This is a genomic window from Ewingella sp. C233 (assembly GCF_055407225.1).
On record NZ_JBUZRI010000001.1, the window covers coordinates 2,218,631 to 2,237,220 of the forward strand.

The window sequence follows — 18,590 nt, forward strand, 5'->3', positions numbered from 1 at the left end:
TACATCATGCTTCGCCTGCGTTTTGGTCTTCTTCGCGGACAAGGGATGAAGAAAATGATGAACTCTCCACCGGCAGCGGATCACCAGGTAAAATCGGTTCATCACGCACCAGCGGTTTGCCGTGCTCTTTCTCGTTGTTACGGGTCATCCATAGCGACAGCGCTTTCAGCGAATCTGGCGTAAATTCGTCACAACGGGCGGTGATCTCTTCCGGCGTCATCCAGCGGACTTCGTCGATCTCCTCTTCCTGCAAGGCGAAAGGACCGTGAGAGACGCAGCTAAACAGTGCGCCCCATACACGGCACTTATTCGGCTCTTCGAAATAGAACATTCCGTGCTCAGCAAAAGGCACGCCAGCAATGCCGAGCTCCTCTTCCGCTTCGCGGCGCGCGGAGTCCAGCACCACTTCACCGCTTTGCACTACGCCACCCGCCGTGGCATCTAACCAGCCGGGGAAGAAATCCTTGGTCTCGGTGCGTCGTTGCACCAGGATATTGCCCATACCATCGTGCACCACAATGTAGCTGGCACGGTGGCGCAGGCATTGAGCTCGCATCTGTTGACGGCTGGCCTGGGCGATAACCTCGTTATCTTCATTGACGATATCAACCCATTCGCCGGTGTCGGTGTTCTGCTCTTGTTCCGCCATCCTATGAAACCTTCTCTTTGAGCGCACGCATAGGCGCAATTGTTGTTCAGTCGGGGGAATTTTATCACTTATTCAAGACTTTCTATCGCGAAGAAAGCGAGTGTTCGCTGATTCTATCTGTCTCTTCGGGTGGGCTTCAATAGCAACAGGTGCGTTGTCGATACCTTAAACCTATGACACCTGCTGCGGGAAACCATCAGACTAGTCTCACTGTAGCGTGACACCTTAGCTGCTATGTTAACCTAGGGTCGCATCTTTTTAGGCGAATAACCCTCGCAAAACTAAAATTTGCTCACTTTTTAATAGATTAGACGCATCCAGCCCTGCCGATCGATGGTGACACACCGACGGACAGAGAATTAAATAACGCAGGAGGCAACATGATTGATCTTTATTACGCACCAACACCAAACGGTCATAAAATCACGCTATTTCTTGAAGAAGCCGGGTTACCCTACCGCATTCACCGCATTGATATCAGCGCCGGTGATCAATTCAAGCCCGAGTTCTTAGCCATCTCCCCGAACAACAAAATCCCAGCGATTGTCGACCACCAGCCCGCAGACGGTGGCGCGCCAGTCAGCGTCTTTGAATCAGGGGCTATTTTGCAGTATCTTGCGGAGAAAACCGGCAAATTATTAAGCCAGGAGCTGCGCGAACGCACCCTGACACTCGAATGGCTATTCTGGCAAATGGCGGGATTCGGCCCGATGCTCGGACAGAATCACCACTTCACGCATTACGCCCCGCAGCCAGTCCCTTACGCCATTGAACGATATCAGTTGGAGACTAAACGTCTGTACGGTGTTCTGAACACCCAACTGGAGAAAAACGCCTATATCGCCGGAGAGAACTACAGTATTGCGGACATCGCTACCTATCCGTGGGCGGTTTCTCACGAACGCCAGCGAATCGATCTGGCGGACTTCCCTGCCGTACGTAACTGGTTCGAACGCATCAAAAACCGTCCGGCGACCGAAAAAGCCTACGCGGTCGCTGAACAAAAGTAAGAGCCAGACCTCTGGCGTCCGCCGGAGGTTTCTTCCTACAGCGGCATTAATACAAAATAAATACTGTGGGATGTGCTCTGTATCGCGTGTTTAGCCGCAGGAGTAACCTATGCTGAAAAGAAGCGTTCGCGCACGCATTCAAACAGTTAAGGAGCCAGCCTATGCAAATTTTGATAACCGGAGCCACCGGTCTTATCGGACGCCGACTCACTGAACGTCTTCTTGGCCAATCGCACCACATTACCTCCCTGACACGTGCGCCTGAGAGAGCCGCAAAGCTTCTCGGCCCTGAAGTGTTGCTGTGGAAAACGTTAGACGATAAAACCTCGCTCGATGGCTTCGACGCGGTAATTAACCTTGCGGGTGAACCCATTGCCGACAAGCGCTGGACCAAAGATCAAAAACAGAAATTATGCGACAGCCGCTGGAAAATCACCGAGCAGCTGGCGACGCTGATTAACGCTAGCCAGAATCCACCGTCGGTATTTATCTCCGGTTCGGCCGTCGGTTACTACGGCGATCAGGGTCAGGCGCTGGTGCCTGAGGATGAGCCACCCAACAAGCAGTTTACCTGGCAGCTATGCGCCCGTTGGGAGGCGCTGGCACAGGCTGCAGAAAGTGACCGCACCCGCGTTTGCCTGCTGCGCACCGGCGTTGTATTGGCGAAAAAAGGCGGTGCGCTGGCGAAAATGGTATTACCGTTCCGCGCCGGCCTCGGCGGCCCTTTCGGCAACGGCCAGCAATATATGCCCTGGATCCACATAGACGACATGGTTAACGGCATCATTTTCCTGCTGATGCATGAAACCCTGAGCGGTCCCTTCAATATGGTATCTCCGTATCCTGCACGCAATGAACAGTTCAGCGCCCTGCTCGGCGAAGTTTTGCACCGCCCGGCCTTTATGCGCGTTCCCGCTGGCGTGGTACGCCTGCTGATGGGGGAATCCGCCGTTCTGGTGCTTGGCGGCCAGCGCGCCGTACCCAGAAAACTGGAAGATGCCGGGTTTGTTTACAGTCATCAGGATCTGAAAGAGGCGCTTGAGGACGTTCTGGGGGGCTAAACCCTATCCCTCTTGGGCAGTTGCCCAAACCTGCTTTTAAATCTTTAAATCTTTAAATCAAATTCAAGTTCAAGGTCGTGGGCTCGCCGCCCACACTGGAAAACCTTGGGTTGCCACCCAAACCGGCCTTAAGAGGCGCCTATCGCCGCGCCTCTTAAGAATCTCCGGCTCTTTTAAAAACAGCAGCTGCGCTGGTCACAATGGCCGTGTTTCAGGTATCTCAGTGATAGCCGCAAAATGTCAGCCCTGACGGGCTTCCCGGCTGCGGGTTCGAGCCAACGATAAAGATGTTGTCTCTCCACCGACTTGCCGGTGACATTTTTGAACGCGGCCTCGACATTTTGAAGGTCAACACCGCACTGGTTTTAAATTTGAAAAAGCTTCGGCCGCGTTCAAAACGACGTCGAGGGAGAGGCGCAAAACCGCGAGTCTTTTTACGCGGGTTGAAGCCCGAACTGAGAGAACCGCGCAGCGGCGGAGTTTGCGGCTATAACAGCGGCAACTGGAACACGGCCATTGTGACCAGCGCAGCTGCTATTTTGAAAAGCTCGGAGTCCAGAGGGCCGAGCGACTGCGGCCCTCTGGTCGGCGTGGGCCGACGCCCACGACCTTGAAGTTGAAGTTGAAGTTGAAGTTGAAGTTGAATTTAAAAGCAGGTCTGGACTGCAAGTCCAGATCAAAAGCGGCTTTCGGACGCCACCGAAAACTCCGCCATCATTTTCACCAAATCCTGCATCCCGAGATTCACCTGATTAATCACTTCTCCGGCGTTACGGCTGAGAGTGACGCCACCACCAGCTCGGCTGACGCAGTTACCCATACCGTCGATGGCCGCCATTACGCCGTCGCGGATGCTTTGGGTAAGCTGATCAATCTCTACTGCGGCTTTACGTGACTGATCGGCAAGCGAGCGGACTTCGCCTGCCACGACGGCGAAACCGCGCCCCTGCTCCCCGGCATGGGCAGCTTCAATGGTGGCATTAATCGCGAGTAAATTGGTCTGCGAAGAGATGCGCCGGATGGTATCGACCATCTCGCCGATGCGTTCTGAAGTCTGACCAAGCTGACAGATAATATCGGAAGTCCGCTTTGCCAGCGCCTCGACCTCCTGCATGTCTTCCACCGCTTTCTGCACGATAGTCACACCCTCGGCGGCGGTTTTATCTGTGTTAAGCGACAGCGTATGTACATGATTCATCATGCTTTCCTGCTGGCGCTGCTGGGTCATTTGCTGAGTAATATCCTGCGCGATTTTCACCACTTTAACCACGCGGCCTTCATCGTCAAGCACCGGATTATAGCTGGCTTCCAGCCAGATACTCTGTCCGCGGCTGTTGACCCGCTCAAAGCGCCCGACAATAAATTCCCCTTTTTTCAGCCGCTGCCAGTGTGAACGGTATTCGCTGGAGTTTCGCCATTCGGGCAGACAAAACATGGCATGAGACTGCCCCTGAATCTGCTGCAGAGAATAGCCCATCACTTTCGTAAAATTGGTGTTGGCGCTTAAAATATTGCCATCAGGCGTAAATGTAATTAATGCCATCGAACGGTCAATAGCCTGTAATACACCCTGATGTTCATGGGATTCATTAATGTGTTCAGTCACATCACTGGCAATTTTAATTATCTCAATCACTTTCCCCTGTTTATTTAAAACAGGAACATAGGTTGCTTCCAGCCAGATGACGGCACCCTTTTTGTGTACGCGTTTGATATTGCCGCTGACCGACTTCCCCTGCTGTAATCCCTGCCAGTGCAGCCGGTAAGCATCGCTGGCAACGAACTCAGGAGTACAGAACATTTTATGAGGTTGACCAAGGACTTCATCTCGTGTGTATCCCATTCCTTTGAGAAACAGATCGTTAACTTCGGTAACAATACCCTGCGGGGTGAAACTGATCATAGGAACGGCTTGCGAAAACGCCGAAAATTTATCACGCCAGGCCGTACTGAATGGATGTGTGAATAGTTGCATATTTCGAAAACCCCATGGCTGATAACGTGATTGAGTACGCATTCCGCACTTATCTGGAATAAGATGCTGGAAATAAAACACGTGCTCATGACTCCGCAAATTTTACGTAAAAATAAATTCGAAAAGTTAATGAGTCTTGCCCCTGGGGTGGGCATTTTTTGGCAGGTGAAAGACAGTCTGGAAAGTAGGTAAATAATAAATCTATAAGCTGTAAATCATTATCTGAGTAATGATTCTATTTTTCTTATTGTGAATTAATCATAATTTAAAGCGGTAAAAAAGAAAGGGGGCGTTTAGGATTTTTTTTAGCCTGACGCCACACTGCGCGTCAGGCTAAGGAAATGCAGGCTAAAACCAGCGGGTTACGTCAGTTCCAGCGTTTGTCAGCCCAGGTTTTTTGCTGCCAGGGCGTGAGGAACGTCCACGCAACGAAGCGACTGATCTTATTGCCCTGCGTCATTTCAACGGTGCGCACATCGGTCGCTTCCAGCTCTTCCAGTGCTTCATAAAGCAGTGGCAATGTGGTTTTTTTAGAAATCAGCACGGTGAACCACAGGCAGTTATTGCGTTTTTCAGCGCTCTCTTCCGCCATACGGACCACGAAGGACTCTTCCCCGCCCTCACACCACAATTCGTTATGCTGACCACCGAAGTTCAGTTCAGCTTTGCCGGTGCGGCGATCGATGCCCAGATTCTGGCGCTTACGCTGGCTGCTGCCTGCCGCTTCTTCCGCAGAACCGTGGAACGGCGGATTACACAGGACCGCATCATAACGTTCATCATGACGGATGATGGTGTCAAAAATACGTGGCGGTTTAGCCTGTAAACGGAAACGCACCTGATTGGTCAGCAGCGGATTAGTCGCAACGATTTTCTTCGCCGCAGCCATCGAGGTCGCATCAATCTCACTGGCCGTGAAGCGCCAGCCATATTCGCGCAGGCCGATAATCGGATAGATACAGTTTGCACCCACGCCGATATCCAGAATGGCAATATCTTTGCCTTTAGGAATTTCGCCCTGATTGCTGCCAGCCAGTAAATCTGCCAGATGATGAATATAATCTGCACGGCCAGGGATGGGCGGGCAGAGATAATCAGCCGGAATTTCCCAGTTTTCAATCTGATAGAAATGGCGCAGCAGGGCGCGATTCAGCGCCTTGACCGCCTGTGGATCGGCAAAATCGACGGACAAATCGCCCCATTTGTTTTCAGAAACAAATGGCTCAAGTTCCGGGCTGCTGGCAATCAGGGCCGGGAAGTCATAGCGGCTGCGGTGGCGGTTACGCGGATGCAGGCCGCTTTTTTCCTGCGGGAAGATTTTCTTGTTTTCCACCTGAATGACTCTCCGGAGTATATTTATGAATTAGCTATTGATGAAATGAGTATCGTGAAACGCACAGGGTGACGAATTGGCCGATTTTGCAAATGGCTGCCAACCTGTCGTAATTTCTGGCGCGTAAGATAACACAAACCGCACGCCTCTGCCGGGCAGTGACTGGAAGAGGCGCAGAAAAACGGTTAACGTGCTAACCAACACACTGACTATAGCGCGCCAAGGGACCACCATGAGCACTGATGAACGTTATTATTATGAACCCTCTGCGGGCCACGGCCTGCCGCATGACCCTTTTAACGCCATCGTCGGCCCGCGTCCCATCGGATGGATAGCCTCCCGCAACGCCGCCGGACAGCGCAACCTCGCGCCCTACAGCTTCTTCAATGCCTTTAACTATCATCCACCGATCATTGGCTTTGCCAGCAGCGGCTGGAAAGACAGTGTGGCTAACATCGTTGAAACCGGTGAATTTGTCTGGAACCTTACCACCCGCACCTTGCTGGAAAAGATGAACGAAAGCTCCGCCTCGCTGCCCCGGGGCAGCGACGAGTTTGAATTTTCTGGGCTGACACCGCGCCCCGGGCGCATCGTCGCGGCAGACTGCGTGGAGGAAAGCCCGGTCAATTTTGAGTGCAAGCTGACGCAGTGCATTCAGTTGCAAAGCGCAGCCGGAGAAAAAGTCGACACCTGGCTGATTCTCGGCGAAGTGGTCGCGGTGCATATCGCGCCAGATTTACTGATTGACGGAATTTACCAGACAGCGCTGGCGGAGCCGGTACTGCGCGCCGGTGGCCCGACCGCTTACTACGGCATTTCCGAAGAGAACCGTTTTGATCTAATCCGCCCCGACGCCCGCCGATCCCAGCCATAAAAAAGGCGCGGGAGTTACCCCGCGCCTGCTTCACTGACTCTGATTATTTCCCCTGATAGGTCTGTTCGACAAAATCAGCGAAATCCTGACACATGGCATCATCGCCATCCACGCTATCGGCCAGCACACGGCTGCCGTCCACAACGCGGATATGCACGTTCAGGTCAAAATCTGCCGCCGGTTGTTCACGCGTGGCCGCCAGTCTGATGGTCTCCTGCGCCTCTTCCCACGCCACGGCGACCGTCTGATTACAAACCTGCGCCAGATAGTCCGGATTGAAACCTTCGCCGGTCAGGCTGCGCAAGGTGTCGTCATGACTGATGCTGTTGCCCGGCGTCCAGTAGTGGTCCGCCAGATCCGGCCCGATGGCCGGGTTATCCGTCAGGTAACCATCACGTTTAAGGAAGAACGCACGGGTCTGTTCCACCGCCATCAACGCCAGCAGATATCCCTGATAAGAGCAGGCGGAATCCATCGACAACAGATGTGGGATGGCCAGCGTCGGGCGCGGGCTGCCGGTCACGCCAAGAATATGTGTTTCAACGTCACGCGCCAGTGCCAGCATCGCTTCCGGCGTGCGCTTCTCGTCCGGCCACTGGTAGAGCTGCCATTCAAAGTAAGGCACCAGCAAGATATGGCGCTCGTTGAAAGCCCGCATCGGCTGACGGGCAGCAATACTGTCGTGGATCAGCGTGTCCGGTACCGGCTCGCCCTGGGCATTTTTGGCGTAGCGCTTCAGCCAATCAGCATCATCGAGCAGGCTGTCGCAGAACATTGACTGCGTTTCCGCATAGGCCATGGACGTGGGCGGGAACTCCTGAGAAAAGCACGGTGCGTTCTGGCGGATATTGGCAAAATGCGCAGCGTGTCCCCCTTCGTGGAACAGCGTATTTAGCCCGCTGGCACCGCTGCCTATCTGGTCGGGCTTCGCCAGGCTGGTGAAATTAATCACACCGGGAACCCATTTATCGTTGTCATAAAAGGCCGGGACCGGGCTGTGCATGAAGCCATTCTCATACTTGCCTTCACGCACCAGCAAATCGAGCTGCATTTCAGCACCGTTAAAACCGATGTTCAGGCGTTTAAAGCTGTCGAGCCAGCGACGCAGCGAATCAGCAAACGGGAAATAAGGGTCGAGCTGACGGGTAACATCCCCCGCGCTGGCGAAACGGATATTCCACGGCATCAGTGCCGCATCCCCTTCGCGCGCCACCAGTTCATTGAGGCTACGCACATTGCCTTCACGGGTCTGCTCTTCAAAGCGATCGAGAATGGCGAACAACTGCTCCGGCGTCATGCGTTCAGTTTTGTTCACCTTATAATCGAAATAGTTACGGAAACCGAGCTGGCGCGCAAAGCGGTTACGCAGGCCAATCAGTTCCGGGAAACCGTTGTGCAGCAGCCACACCTCCAGTTCACGCAGAGCGATCTGCGAACTGCGGCGATAGGTTTCGTTTTCATTGTTCGCCTGATTGGTCAGTAACTCGCCGAGCGACGCGTTAACACGTTCACCTTTGGCATTGATGTGGGTCAGACGGTGCAGTTTACGTTTGGCATACAGCGCTGATTCAACCTGAATGATTTCATCCAACAGCGCCTGCGCTTTAGGATCTTCAATCGCATTACAGTCAAAGAAGCGGTACCAGCCTTGCAGGCCGTGCAGCAGCGCGTTGCCACTGTCGTTGAGAGTCTGTTTTTCCAGCTCAGCAATCAGCTCACGCAGTTCACCTAATCGGCTTGGTTCTGAGATAAAACGTTTATAGGCGCTTTCGGCCGCCGAGAACTCAGCGGAGACGTTCTCGCCACCGATGCCCATATAGTTTTGCCAGAACAAATTTTCTTTGGTTTTGTGGACGTTGAGATAGTCGTGATTGAGGGCGTTAAAATAGTCTTGAGGCTTTTTCATGCAGTCTTCTCTACTGAAAGTTAACGAGATTATGCATTGAGTGTATGTTCAGACAGCGGTTCTGTCGATGTAACAAAACCGCTAAATGTGTTGCGCAGGTACTGCGGGGGAAATTAGTTTTTCTTCACAAACTCAGATTTCAGTTTCATCTGCCCAAAACCCTCAATTTTACAGTCGATGTTATGGTCACCCTCGCACAGGCGGATGCCTTTCACTTTGGTGCCGATCTTGAGCATGGAAGAGCTGCCTTTCACCTTCAGGTCTTTGATCACAGTGACAGAATCGCCGTCCACCAGCACATTTCCGTTAGCGTCAACCACCACCAGCGCATCGTCCTGAGCTTCTGCATCGCCTTCCAATGACCAAACATGGCCGCATTCCGGACAGTTCAGCATCGCGCCGTCCTGCCAGGTGAATTCAGAGCTACATTTCGGGCATTTAGGTAACTGTTCCATGTATTAACCTCGTTAAATTGATTTTAAAAAAATGAGTTAAATCAGAATGTAAATCCTTAATACTGGGTATTTTACCTTTTTAAGGGGAGATTTGATAGGAGGCGCCCTAATATCGCCTTTGAGTCTTTAATTTCAAATTCAACTTCAAGGTCGTGGGCATCGGCCCACACCGACTTAGGGCGGTCAATCGCCGCCGCCCCAAGACCCCAGGCTCTTTTAAAAACAGCAGCTGCGCAAGTTGGGATGGCCCTGTTTCAGGAGCTTCAGTTATAGCCGCAAAATACCGCCGCGTTGCGGTCCCCTCCGTTCGGGTTAAAACCCGCGAAAAAAGACTCGCGGTTTTCCACCTCTCCTCCGGCGGAATTTTTGAATGCGGCCTCAGCATTTTGAAAGACCAGAACCGTTTGAGTTTTGAATGTAGACGTGAATTTGAAAAGCAAAAAGTGAGTGGTTTTGAATTTAAAGAAGCTTCGGCCGTGTTCAAAATTTCACCGGCAAGTCGGTGGAGAGACAACATTTTTACCGTTGGCTCGAACCCGCAGCCGGGAATCGCGCAGCGATGACATTTTACGGCTATCACCGCGGTCCCTGAAACACGGCCATTATGACCTGCGCAGCTACGGTGTTACAGCAGCAAAAAACGCAGGATTCCAAAGGGTTTCGTTTAAAACCCTTTGGGCCCGTGTGGGCGGCGAGCCCACGACCTTGAAGTTGAAATTTTATTTAGGCTTTTCCAAGAAGCCTAAAACACCTGCTCGATGAGCATTCTCGCTTCCTCCATATCCCCCGATATTCCCGCCCCGACCAGACAGCACATCAGTTGATTAAGGATCGCCTGGGGAATCGCGCGCTGACCGCTCAGGCATTCCTGAGTAAAAGCGATGGTCGCGACAACGTCTTTTGATGCAGGCAGTTCGACGTTTTCGAAATCCTGCCTGTCAGATAAAATCTCCTGGATGCCATTGGCAATCAGGTGAATTTGCGGGCTGCGCTGCAGGTTGGCGTAAACTTCGCCTTCGGTCCCCTGCGACAACAACGCACGTCCTTCCACCTGGCGGAAAAACGACGAGACTTTCTGAATATATTCGGGATGCGATACACTCGACAGACGCAACGACTCCTGCCCACCAAACGGCGTGATAAGTTTTGCCAGCGTATGGCTGCTGTTACGCACGCCCATCTGCCAGCGCAGTGCGAGCTGCTTACCGATCGGTGCACAGAGTACAGACACCGGCACAAATACCGGCAGACGCCCTTCATCAAGCTGCTGCTGTGCCTGCTGCTGGCCTTGTGCGGCCTCAATGCCCAGCGCGCGGAATATCTCAGCGCTGGTAATACGTGTCGGGTCTTCATCTACGCCGTGAACCAGCACCGGCAGGCCGAGTTTGCTGAGCAGTATCGCCAGCAGTGGCGTCAGATTAGCCTGTTTGCGTGCGCCGTTATAGGTCGGGATCACCACCGGCATCGGGCGTTCAGCCGGTGCCTGTAGCGGCATCACCTGCTCTTCCATCGCCTGATAAAAACCGAGCATCTCCTCTTCGGACTCGCCCTTGATACGCAGCGCAATCAGCAAACCGCCGAGTTGCAAATCAGGGACAACGCCAGCCAGCATCTCGCGGTAAAGCTCCAGCGCCTGCTCACGGTTTAGATCGCGTGCGTGGTTCTTCCCACGACCGACTTCTTTAATAAGTTTGGTGTAATCCATTGCCCTGCCATTAATCAATGTTGAATGCGGCCAGCATAACTCAGCCATACAGAAGGGAAAACGCCCCGCGCGGTTCATTTTGGTGAACGAGCGTGATCCATAGCCTGCGCCAGCGTGCTTTCCGGGCCTTCCCGCTCACGTAAGCCGTCAATCACGCCGCTGACATCTTCTGCGGTGCGGTTCTGGCTCAGCTTCCATTTCCCCTCAACCTTACGCGCTACCAGCTCAATCCCGACAATGCCTTTCATCTGTGCTGCAATAAAGTTTTTCGGTGCATCGCTGACCGACCAGGGCTCGCGTTGCCCGCCTTCATGCAGCGTAGTGAGCTCCTGCAACAGCGTGAGCAGCCATTCGCTGCTTTCTATGATTTTTGCCTCGCCGCTCACCTGCACGCTGACATAATTCCAGGTCGGCACCGTTTTTCCACCGTTTTGTTTTTTCGACGGATACCACGATGGCGAGACATAACCCTCTTCGCCCTGAAATACCACCATACACCGGCCGTCAGCCGCCAGTGATTTCCACTGCGCATTACCGCGCGACAGATGGGCACGCAGGGTAATTTCACCGGCAACGACGTCGACTAAAAAAGGGACAGGATTAGCTTCAAAGCCGTCAGCGCCATGGGTGATCAGTAAGCCAAGCGGATACCGCCGGATTAGCGCCGCCTGCGTCTGCGGATCATCTTGTTTAAATGCAGCGGGTAAATACATCGGGGCCGTTCCTCGTTCATCCGTTATCAGGCTTTATAGATAATGGATGAGCGAAGGGACGTAAAGATACAGTGGAAAATGAATTCAGGAATACAGATCGTAAATTTACCGGGCCTTGCGGCGGCGCTTCACCGTTTTGGTGGCGGTTTTCAGCAGATCAGGGCGTTTCACTGAGCCCGGTTCCGGCATTTCGCGGTGCTCGATGGGGAAGATCGGCAACGCCGCCAGCAGGCGCGAACCATAATTTTTGGTGATTAAACGGCGGTCATAAATGACGATTTCTCCGCGGCATTCGTGACTGCGGATCAGCCGGCCGACCTGCTGAATCAGGTTAAACGAGGCGCTCGGCAAGCTCTGCACTTCAAATGGATACCGTTTCAGGGTTTTCAGCCATTCACCCTCGGTCAGGATCACCGGGCTGTCGATCGGCGGAAATGCGATTTTATGAATATGCACCTGCGTTAACAGATCGCCTTTCAGATCCAGCCCTTCGGCGAAAGATTGCAGACCGATAAGCACGCTGGTTCCGCCCGCTTCCACCCGTTTACGGTGCTCTTCTACCAGCCGGTAGCGCGGCTGATCGCCCTGCACCAGCAGCATCAGGCGTAAATCTGGCAGCAGGCCGACAAACTGCTGCAACGCACGGTTGCTGGCAAACAGCACCAGTTGCCCTTTGTGCTCTCCTTTCGCCAGCTCGGCGCGGAAGAACTCCGCCATTTCGGCCAGGTGTGCGGGCTCATTGGCCATCAGCGGTTCGTTAATCATCTGCGGGATGACCAGTTTTCCCTGATCGATATGATTAAACGGCGAATCCAGACTGACGAAGCGGTCACCGGCTTTCTCGTTAAGCCCGCTCATCTCCTGCAGGCGGGCAAAACTGTTGAGCGAACGCAGCGTGGCGGAGGTGATCACCACGTGCGGCACTTTGCGCCACAGCAGTTTCTCCAGCTGTTCACTGACGCGGATCCCCACGCAGTGGAAGACCAGATGGCTTTGGTTATCGTAATATTGGCGCGTAACCCATTTGCCAATCGGCGCATTGGAGGCTTTCTCCATCGCCGCCAGCTTCCACAACTTACTCATGGTTTCGAGATAACCCTGCATACGGCTCATGTGCAAAATGGCGCGGTGCAGGCGCATGATGTCGTGCTTGCCGGTCTTTTCGCTCAGGTCATTGACCATATACTCCGCCAGACTGCGCAGCCCGTCGGTCAGTTTGAACAGGCGGGCACACAGCTCGGTTAGCTCCGGCGGCAGTGCGCCCATTTCGAAGCGATATTCGGCTTCCGGTTCGTCCGGTGGCAAATACTGGCTGACCTGTTGCTCAATTAGCAGCAGCAGTTCGCGCATCTCGGCACAGTGCGTGTGCAGGCGCTCAGCATTGGTCAGTGGAGGCGGGTTTTTCGGCGTGAACAGCGCCAGACATTGTTCAATCTGGCGCACAAAATTATCGAGTTGCAGATGGTTCCACACGGCGGTGATCTCCGCCTCCACTTCCAGTGCATCGCGCGCCACATCCGGCAGATGGTGACCTTCATCGAGCACCAGCAGCAAATCTTTGGCGGGCGGAAGTACTGATTCAGACTCCAGCGCCGCCATTACCAGCGCGTGGTTAGTAACCACCACGTCAGCGGTTTCAATCTCTTTACGCGCCACAAAATACGGGCAATCTTTGAAGTAATGGCAGTTACGCCCGAGACAGTTGGCCTTGTCGGTGCTGATTTTGGCCCACAACGGATCCTGAATCGTCAGTTTGTAGTGATCCCGCAGTCCGTCCCACTCGTAGCGGGCCAGCGCCGTTTCCAGCGTTTTCGACAGCTTCTGCTCTTCGCCGCTGGACGGGGCTAACTCATCTCCGAGGAACAAACCCAAATCACCCTGAGCATTTTCATTGCTCATCATCGACAAATTGCGCGGGCAGACATAGCGACCACGGCCAAACGCACCGGTAAACTTCAGATCCGGAATGATTTTTTTCAGCAAAGGCAGATCTTTACTGAAGATTTGATCCTGCAACGCCACGTTGGCGGTACTGACGATCAGCGGTTTCTCCTCCTCGCGGCTGACAGCAATGCCAGGGATCAGATAGGAGAGGGTTTTACCAACACCCGTCGGTGCCTCAATCGCCAGATGGCGTGCGGAATCACCGGAAAATGCCTTCGCGACCTCAGCAATCATTTGACGCTGTGGTGCGCGGGAAATAAAGTCCGGAATTTGCTGTTGCAGGGCTTTGTACCACTGACTTATCTGATCTTTAACTGCGGGGGAAAGCGCCATTCATCTCTTAGTAAGTTGCGTTGCTGGGGAAACATCCGACGGGCATTGTCCCACAGACCGGCGTTGGGATCAGCCTGCAATTGCTGTTACTGAACATGTAAATTTTCGTTCATTTGTAAAATAAAAAGAAAGTTCATTTTCATCTGTCATAAATCGATCACACAGATAAGGTAAAAAATCCTCGCTGTGAAAATTTCAGGCACACATTGAAAGCACAGTACACAAGATGAATAGCGTCTTTTTAATGACAACTTTTATATCCCTTCCAATGAAAAGGGTTTAGAAGAATGCAGGGTAAAAAAATGAAACATAAGATTCTGGCATTATTAATTCCTGGTTTGTTGATTACTTGCGGGACACACGCAGCAGAAATTTATAATAAAGACGGTAACAAACTGGATTTGTATGGGAAAGTGAAAGCAGAGCATTACTTCTCTGATGATAATACCCAGGATGGTGACCAGACTTATGTCCGCATGGGTTTTAAAGGACAAACACAAATTAACGATATGCTCACTGGTTATGGCCAGTGGGAATATCAGGTGGCCGCGAACCACTCAGAAGCCCAAGGCACTCAGGGTACCAAAACCCGCCTTGGTTTTGCTGGTTTGAAACTCGCGAACTACGGCTCATTCGATTATGGCCGTAACTATGGCGCACTGTATGACGTCGAAGCCTGGACCGATATGTTCCCGGAGTTTGGCGGCGACGGCTACACCAAAGCTGACCGCTTCATGACTGGCCGCGCCAATGGTCTGGCGACTTACCGTAACCGTGGCTTCTTCGGCCTGGTCGATAATCTGAATATTGCCGTACAGTATCAGGGCAAAAACGAGTACGACAGCCGCACTTCTACCACCGCCAACGGCGACGGTTACGCACTGTCCACCACCTACGCGTTTGGGGATTCAGGTATCAGCGCCGGGGGGGCTTACTCCTCCTCTGACCGCACTAATGCACAGACAACCTCCCGTTACGGCAAAGGTGATAAAGCCGATGCCTGGACCGGTGGTCTGAAATATGACAATAACGGTGTTTATTTAGCCGCTATGTATGCTGAAACCCGTAATATGATCGGTATTTCCGTGCCGGGTAGTCTGGCTGGAACCCCCGCATCTGTCAGCGGATTCGCAAATAAAACTCAGACTTTTGAAACTGTCGCGCAATATCAGTTCGACTGGGGCCTGCGTCCGTCACTGGGTTATGTTCAGACCAAAGCCAAAGATATTGAAGGCATTGGTGATGCAGACCTGATTAAATATGTTGACGTCGCTGCCACCTATTATTTCAACAAAAACATGTCCACCTTTGTTGATTATAAAATTAACCAGCTGAGTGATAATAATACGCTGAAATTAGCCAACGACGACACTGTCGCCGTGGGTCTGGTTTATCAGTTCTAAGATTTACCCGTGTGACCTTCACAAGCCCACACGCCCCCTCATTGATAAAATGTTACTTGCGTCACTATTCGCCGGGCTCATCCCCCGGCTTTTTTCATTATCTGCGTCGCATGATCGGTTTTTCACCCTTCACTAATCTCATGAATCTGCTAATGTTTTAGGGATTTTTCTTATAAATAATAAAGGTGATAGTGAATGAAAAAGATGACCCTTTGCGCCACCAGTGCGTTAGTCATGCTGGCCCTGACCGGCTGCGCGCAACAAAAAACGGATGCCCAACAAAAGCTTAACGATGAATCTGTGATGGCGCTGAACTGGTTCCAGCAGTCTGGTGAATATCAGGCGCTGACCTATCAGGCATTCAATACCGCGACGATGGCATTTAATAATGCCAAGCCTCTCGACGGCAAACCAAAAGCCGTCGTGGTTGATCTCGACGAAACGATGATTGACAACAGCGCCTACAGCGCCTGGCAGGTGAAAGCCAACAAACCGTTTGACAGCAAAACCTGGTCAGAATGGACCGCGGCTAAACAGGCACTGGCGGTTCCGGGTGCGGTTAACTTTGCCAATTACGTGAATTCCCACGGCGGCACGATGTTCTATGTGTCGAACCGTAAAACCAGCGAATACGCTGCTACCATGGAAAACCTGAACCGTCTTGGTTTCACCGGTGTTAACGAGAAAACCCTGCTGCTGAGCAGCGATACGTCCAACAAACAGGCACGTTTCGACGCCATTAAAGCGGCTGGCTATAACATTGTTATCTACGCCGGAGACAACCTGAACGACTTCGGTTCAGCGACTTACCACAAAGACAACGCCGAGCGCCGCGCCTTTGTAAACCAGAACCACAACCAGTTCGGCACGCAGTACATCGTATTGCCTAACCCGCTGTACGGTGACTGGGAAAGTGGTCTGGCCGCGTCTTACAACAAGCTGACGCCAGAGCAAAAACTCAAAGTTCGTGAGGCTAACTTGCGGGCGTGGAGTGGGAAGTAAGGCTTTAAAAAGCTGAGTAACGTTTTTAAGGTCAAGGTTAAGACCTTGGGTTGCCACCCAAACTGGCCTGAAGGGGCGCCTATCGCCGCGCCCCTTCCGAATCCCCGGCTCTTTAACTGCGCGCTGTCGCTGAATCAGGATGGCCATGTTTCAGGTACCACAGTGACAGCCGCAACATAGCGCCGCGTTGCGGTCCCTTCATTTCGGGTTCGGACCCGCTCGCATAAAAACCGCTCGCCGTTTCTCACCTCTCATTCAGCGCTATTTTTGAATGCGGCCTGAGCATTTAGGTCAAATTCGGGTCTGAGTTTTGTCTTTATCTCTGTTTTCGTTATCTTTTAAAGCTAACGTTTTTGCAAAACACACCGCTTCTGCCCTGCCTTTGTACTGGCCGTAGTTATCAATCTCATGATAACCACGGGCGAGATAAAAGCTGACGGCCCGTTTATTGATACGTCGCGTTTCCAGCCAGATTTGCTGATATCCCAACTGACGGGCATGAGACTCAAGAGAGGACAGGATTGACGTTCCTAACCCTGGATACCCCGGTTGGGCATACATCCGTTTCAGCTCTGCTATACCGCTTTTGAGCCTGCGCGCCGCGCCGCATCCCAAGGCATTACCTTGTTTATCGCGGGCTATCACAAAACAGGCCCCCACCTCAGTCATTGCCTGCGGTGAAAATGATGAAACACCGCTATCACCGGTGATCTGCTGCAACCGGTCGGAGAGCAAACCTAATAATCTGACGGCATCATGGCTGCTGATATCAGCCTGTTCGATGTTGAATTTATTTGTCATGCGCTACTCCAGAATTTTAAACATGACAGTAGTTGGTTCCAGCTCCCCCGCCGTAGACATGGCATAGTCAGGAATTCGCCCCGAAATCTCATACCCCAGCGAAGTGTATAGCCCTTGTGCTGCGCCATCTGAAATGGTGTCCAGTACGAGCAATTTTTTACCTGCACTGCGCGCAACCTGCTCGATTGCGTCCATCAGCGAACGGGCGATGCCCAGACGGCGGGCGTCGGGGTGAACCATCAACTTATTCACATCGGCACGGTGGATACCGTTGGCGGGCTGGCTGACGGCCAGCTGCACCGTACCGACAATCTTGCCGTTCAGTCGTGCCACCAGCAGGCGGCGATCCCCTGAGATAAATGCCGGAATGAGTTTCTGCCAAAACACCAGCGCCTGAGCGTGCCCGAAAGGCGGAACAAAACCGATACTCGCCCCCTGCACCACCGCCTGTTCTAGCGTATCAGCCAGCTGATTCAGGTCATCGGCGCTGAGTGCGCCGTCAAACACTTCGGTCACAGTCACTTCATTTTGATTCGACATGCTATTTGCTCCAGGGGGCACGGGTGGAGGATTTTAAGACCGGGAAATAACAATCGCGTAATGCGCGTCATCCGGACCGGGAACGTGAAAGGATGACGTGCCAAACAGATGAAAGCGCAGGCTGTCGCCTTTTTCCAGCCGGAAATGGCGCTGATCCAGTGTCAGCTCCAGTACGCCTTCAAGCAGCCAGATATGCTGCTCAAGCCCCACTACCGGTGGTGAATCATAAGAGATCGTCGCACCCGCTTTCAGTTTTCCGGCCATCAGTTCAGCGCGAAAACCGTGAGCCGGTGGGGAAACAGAACGTCTTTCGAAACCGGTATCCGTATCACGCCACACCGACTGCTGCCCGTGGCGGATAAGCTCAGGCGGGTTATCCTCCAGCGCCATCAGCAGACGCGAGGTGGTCAACCCATAGGCCGCGCTGAGTTTACCGAGCAACGACGCCGTGGGGCTGGTCTCCCCGCGCTCAATACGCGACAGCGTTGCCCGGCTGATACTGGTCTGCGCCGATAACACTTCCAGCGACCATCCCTGGTTTACCCGCAAATACGCCAGCCTTTCCGCCAGCCGCATATCGTCGTTCAGATGCTCATCTCCCACGGTTCCTACCTTTTATTAAATTCCCAATAACGAGAATTTATTCCATATATGAGATAATTACAATGCCTTGTCCAAAAGAAATATTGTCGTTATGCCTCTAATGCCTTTGACCTACATAGCCAAAAAACCGCATTCAAAAATGACGCAGAGCAAGAGGTTCGAGGCCCATGGCTCGAACCCGCAGCGAAGGAACCGCCTAAGCGGCGGCATTTTGCGGTAGGCACGGAAGTGGCTGAAACATGGCCATCCTGATTCAGCGAAGCCCGCAGTAAAAAGAGCGTGG

General features: G+C 52.8%; 17 protein-coding genes. 6 read left to right on the plus strand and 11 right to left on the minus strand.

All coding sequences use genetic code 11. The features are described 5' to 3' along the window. Nucleotides 1-4: 4 nt before the first annotated feature. Complete coding sequence (yfcD, locus tag ACZRKO_RS09985; protein WP_463737034.1) at nucleotides 5-649, minus strand: NUDIX hydrolase YfcD; 645 nt, start codon at nucleotides 647-649, stop codon at nucleotides 5-7. Between the two features lie 380 nt (nucleotides 650-1,029). Here yfcD and yfcG point away from each other — a divergent pair, with 380 nt between their 5' ends. Both yfcG and ACZRKO_RS09995 read left to right on the plus strand, forming a co-directional pair. Beyond that, nucleotides 1,030-1,659, plus strand: coding sequence for a GSH-dependent disulfide bond oxidoreductase (yfcG, locus tag ACZRKO_RS09990; RefSeq protein ID WP_463737035.1), 630 nt, complete (start codon nucleotides 1,030-1,032; stop codon nucleotides 1,657-1,659). Between the two features lie 161 nt (nucleotides 1,660-1,820). Further along, entirely contained in the window at nucleotides 1,821-2,720 is a 900-nt protein-coding gene (locus ACZRKO_RS09995) for a TIGR01777 family oxidoreductase (protein WP_463737036.1), read from the plus strand. A 676-nt stretch (nucleotides 2,721-3,396) separates the two neighbouring features. On the opposite strand, the gene ACZRKO_RS10000 is transcribed toward ACZRKO_RS09995, so the two are convergent. Then, a complete protein-coding gene (locus ACZRKO_RS10000; protein ID WP_463737037.1) occupies nucleotides 3,397-4,695 on the minus strand; it encodes a methyl-accepting chemotaxis protein in 1,299 nt (432 codons plus the stop codon). A gap of 367 nt (nucleotides 4,696-5,062) precedes the next feature. After that, the gene (gene rlmF, locus ACZRKO_RS10005; protein ID WP_463737038.1) at nucleotides 5,063-6,028 is read right to left on the minus strand and encodes a 23S rRNA (adenine(1618)-N(6))-methyltransferase RlmF; all 966 of its coding nucleotides are present in this window, start codon (nucleotides 6,026-6,028) and stop codon (nucleotides 5,063-5,065) included. A 232-nt stretch (nucleotides 6,029-6,260) separates the two neighbouring features. Here rlmF and ACZRKO_RS10010 point away from each other — a divergent pair, with 232 nt between their 5' ends. Beyond that, nucleotides 6,261-6,902: a flavin reductase family protein gene (locus tag ACZRKO_RS10010; RefSeq protein ID WP_463737039.1), complete on the plus strand. Its 642-nt coding sequence runs from the start codon at nucleotides 6,261-6,263 to the stop codon at nucleotides 6,900-6,902. Nucleotides 6,903-6,945: 43 nt separating this feature from the next. On the opposite strand, the gene ACZRKO_RS10015 is transcribed toward ACZRKO_RS10010, so the two are convergent. Both ACZRKO_RS10015 and ACZRKO_RS10020 read right to left on the minus strand, forming a co-directional pair. Beyond that, complete coding sequence (locus ACZRKO_RS10015) at nucleotides 6,946-8,808, minus strand: M3 family metallopeptidase (RefSeq protein WP_463737040.1); 1,863 nt, start codon at nucleotides 8,806-8,808, stop codon at nucleotides 6,946-6,948. 113 nt (nucleotides 8,809-8,921) lie between these two features. Beyond that, nucleotides 8,922-9,263, minus strand: a complete 342-nt coding sequence (locus ACZRKO_RS10020) for a zinc ribbon domain-containing protein YjdM (RefSeq protein ID WP_463737041.1) — start codon at nucleotides 9,261-9,263, stop codon at nucleotides 8,922-8,924. A gap of 152 nt (nucleotides 9,264-9,415) precedes the next feature. Between ACZRKO_RS10020 and ACZRKO_RS10025 the strand changes: the two genes are divergently transcribed. Beyond that, a complete protein-coding gene (locus ACZRKO_RS10025) occupies nucleotides 9,416-9,826 on the plus strand; it encodes a hypothetical protein (protein WP_463737042.1) in 411 nt (136 codons plus the stop codon). Nucleotides 9,827-10,005: 179 nt separating this feature from the next. On the opposite strand, the gene ybiB is transcribed toward ACZRKO_RS10025, so the two are convergent. The 3 genes from ybiB to dinG form a co-directional block, all read right to left on the minus strand. Beyond that, on the minus strand, nucleotides 10,006-10,968 hold the full coding sequence (gene ybiB, locus ACZRKO_RS10030; protein WP_463737043.1) for a DNA-binding protein YbiB: 963 nt from the start codon (nucleotides 10,966-10,968) through the stop codon (nucleotides 10,006-10,008). Nucleotides 10,969-11,042: 74 nt separating this feature from the next. After that, nucleotides 11,043-11,681 carry an FMN-binding negative transcriptional regulator gene (locus ACZRKO_RS10035; protein WP_463737044.1) on the minus strand — a complete coding sequence of 213 codons (639 nt, stop codon included), beginning with the start codon at nucleotides 11,679-11,681 and terminating at the stop codon, nucleotides 11,043-11,045. A gap of 105 nt (nucleotides 11,682-11,786) precedes the next feature. Then, nucleotides 11,787-13,958, minus strand: a complete 2,172-nt coding sequence (gene dinG / locus ACZRKO_RS10040; protein ID WP_463737045.1) for an ATP-dependent DNA helicase DinG — start codon at nucleotides 13,956-13,958, stop codon at nucleotides 11,787-11,789. Nucleotides 13,959-14,260: 302 nt separating this feature from the next. On the opposite strand from dinG, the gene ACZRKO_RS10045 reads away from it, so the two are divergent. Both ACZRKO_RS10045 and ACZRKO_RS10050 read left to right on the plus strand, forming a co-directional pair. Further along, nucleotides 14,261-15,361: a porin gene (locus tag ACZRKO_RS10045; protein ID WP_463737046.1), complete on the plus strand. Its 1,101-nt coding sequence runs from the start codon at nucleotides 14,261-14,263 to the stop codon at nucleotides 15,359-15,361. Nucleotides 15,362-15,556: 195 nt separating this feature from the next. Continuing rightward, nucleotides 15,557-16,363: a 5'-nucleotidase, lipoprotein e(P4) family gene (locus ACZRKO_RS10050; protein WP_463737047.1), complete on the plus strand. Its 807-nt coding sequence runs from the start codon at nucleotides 15,557-15,559 to the stop codon at nucleotides 16,361-16,363. A 291-nt stretch (nucleotides 16,364-16,654) separates the two neighbouring features. Here the strand turns inward: ACZRKO_RS10050 and ACZRKO_RS10055 are convergent, their stop codons facing one another. The 3 genes from ACZRKO_RS10055 to ACZRKO_RS10065 are packed head-to-tail and all read right to left on the minus strand — an operon-like array spanning nucleotide 16,655 to nucleotide 18,280. Next, nucleotides 16,655-17,164: a GNAT family N-acetyltransferase gene (locus tag ACZRKO_RS10055; RefSeq protein WP_463737048.1), complete on the minus strand. Its 510-nt coding sequence runs from the start codon at nucleotides 17,162-17,164 to the stop codon at nucleotides 16,655-16,657. A 3-nt stretch (nucleotides 17,165-17,167) separates the two neighbouring features. Further along, complete coding sequence (locus tag ACZRKO_RS10060; protein ID WP_463737049.1) at nucleotides 17,168-17,704, minus strand: N-acetyltransferase family protein; 537 nt, start codon at nucleotides 17,702-17,704, stop codon at nucleotides 17,168-17,170. A 33-nt stretch (nucleotides 17,705-17,737) separates the two neighbouring features. Then, a complete protein-coding gene (locus ACZRKO_RS10065) occupies nucleotides 17,738-18,280 on the minus strand; it encodes a helix-turn-helix domain-containing protein (RefSeq protein ID WP_463737524.1) in 543 nt (180 codons plus the stop codon). Nucleotides 18,281-18,590: the final 310 nt, after the last annotated feature.

Excerpts from the sequence above, each read along its gene's own strand:
- yfcD (WP_463737034.1), bottom strand. The coding sequence starts at position 649 with ATGGCGGAACAAGAGCAGAACACCGACACCGGCGAATGGGTTGATATC.
- yfcG (WP_463737035.1), top strand. The coding sequence starts at position 1,030 with ATGATTGATCTTTATTACGCACCAACACCAAACGGTCATAAAATCACG.
- ACZRKO_RS09995 (WP_463737036.1), top strand. The coding sequence starts at position 1,821 with ATGCAAATTTTGATAACCGGAGCCACCGGTCTTATCGGACGCCGACTC.
- ACZRKO_RS10000 (WP_463737037.1), bottom strand. The coding sequence starts at position 4,695 with ATGCAACTATTCACACATCCATTCAGTACGGCCTGGCGTGATAAATTT.
- ACZRKO_RS10010 (WP_463737039.1), top strand. The coding sequence starts at position 6,261 with ATGAGCACTGATGAACGTTATTATTATGAACCCTCTGCGGGCCACGGC.
- ACZRKO_RS10015 (WP_463737040.1), bottom strand. The coding sequence starts at position 8,808 with ATGAAAAAGCCTCAAGACTATTTTAACGCCCTCAATCACGACTATCTC.
- ACZRKO_RS10020 (WP_463737041.1), bottom strand. The coding sequence starts at position 9,263 with ATGGAACAGTTACCTAAATGCCCGAAATGTAGCTCTGAATTCACCTGG.
- ybiB (WP_463737043.1), bottom strand. The coding sequence starts at position 10,968 with ATGGATTACACCAAACTTATTAAAGAAGTCGGTCGTGGGAAGAACCAC.
- ACZRKO_RS10035 (WP_463737044.1), bottom strand. The coding sequence starts at position 11,681 with ATGTATTTACCCGCTGCATTTAAACAAGATGATCCGCAGACGCAGGCG.
- dinG (WP_463737045.1), bottom strand. The coding sequence starts at position 13,958 with ATGGCGCTTTCCCCCGCAGTTAAAGATCAGATAAGTCAGTGGTACAAA.
- ACZRKO_RS10045 (WP_463737046.1), top strand. The coding sequence starts at position 14,261 with ATGAAACATAAGATTCTGGCATTATTAATTCCTGGTTTGTTGATTACT.
- ACZRKO_RS10050 (WP_463737047.1), top strand. The coding sequence starts at position 15,557 with ATGAAAAAGATGACCCTTTGCGCCACCAGTGCGTTAGTCATGCTGGCC.
- ACZRKO_RS10055 (WP_463737048.1), bottom strand. The coding sequence starts at position 17,164 with ATGACAAATAAATTCAACATCGAACAGGCTGATATCAGCAGCCATGAT.
- ACZRKO_RS10060 (WP_463737049.1), bottom strand. The coding sequence starts at position 17,704 with ATGTCGAATCAAAATGAAGTGACTGTGACCGAAGTGTTTGACGGCGCA.
- ACZRKO_RS10065 (WP_463737524.1), bottom strand. The coding sequence starts at position 18,280 with ATGCGGCTGGCGGAAAGGCTGGCGTATTTGCGGGTAAACCAGGGATGG.